Source organism: Pseudomonas sp. 22189 (genome assembly GCF_052045635.1).
Lineage (GTDB): Bacteria > Pseudomonadota > Gammaproteobacteria > Pseudomonadales > Pseudomonadaceae > Aquipseudomonas > Aquipseudomonas parakoreensis.
Window position 1 is genome coordinate 1 of the sequence record NZ_JBQEPG010000075.1, and the last position, 546, is coordinate 546.

1 protein-coding gene is annotated in these 546 nt (G+C 60.3%); it reads left to right on the forward strand.

Going from position 1 to position 546, the window contains the following annotated elements; translation table 11 throughout:
- A partial coding sequence (locus ACTJKS_RS28040; protein WP_440829058.1) for a calcium-binding protein occupies window positions 1-546 on the forward strand: 546 nt, incomplete at both ends.

The window sequence follows — 546 nt, forward strand, 5'->3', positions numbered from 1 at the left end:
CGAATGAAGGCCATGACCTGATCAGATCCCGGGTCAGCTACACCCTGTCGGCCAACGTCGAAGACGGCATCCTGCTCGACAGCACCCACAACAACCTGACCGGCAACGCCTTGAACAACGTGCTGACCGGCAACGCGGGCAACAACATTCTTGATGGTGGCCTGGGTGCAGATACCCTGATTGGCGGCGCCGGCGATGACACCTACGTCGTGGACAACATCAACGACGTCCTCGTCGAACAGGCCAATGAAGGCCGCGATCTGGTGAAGTCCAGCATCAGTTATGTCCTGTCCAGCAACTTCGAAGACGCAACGCTGCTCGGCAGTTCCGACCTGACCCTGACCGGCAACGCCCTGGACAACGTCCTGACCGGCAATGCCGGCAACAACAGCCTGCTGGGCGGTGTGGGCGCCGACACCCTGATCGGTGGCGCCGGCGACGACATTTATGGCGTCGAAAACGTCAACGATGTCGTCATCGAACTGGCGAATGAAGGCCATGACCTGATCAGATCCCGGGTCAGCTACACCCTGTCGGCCAACGTCG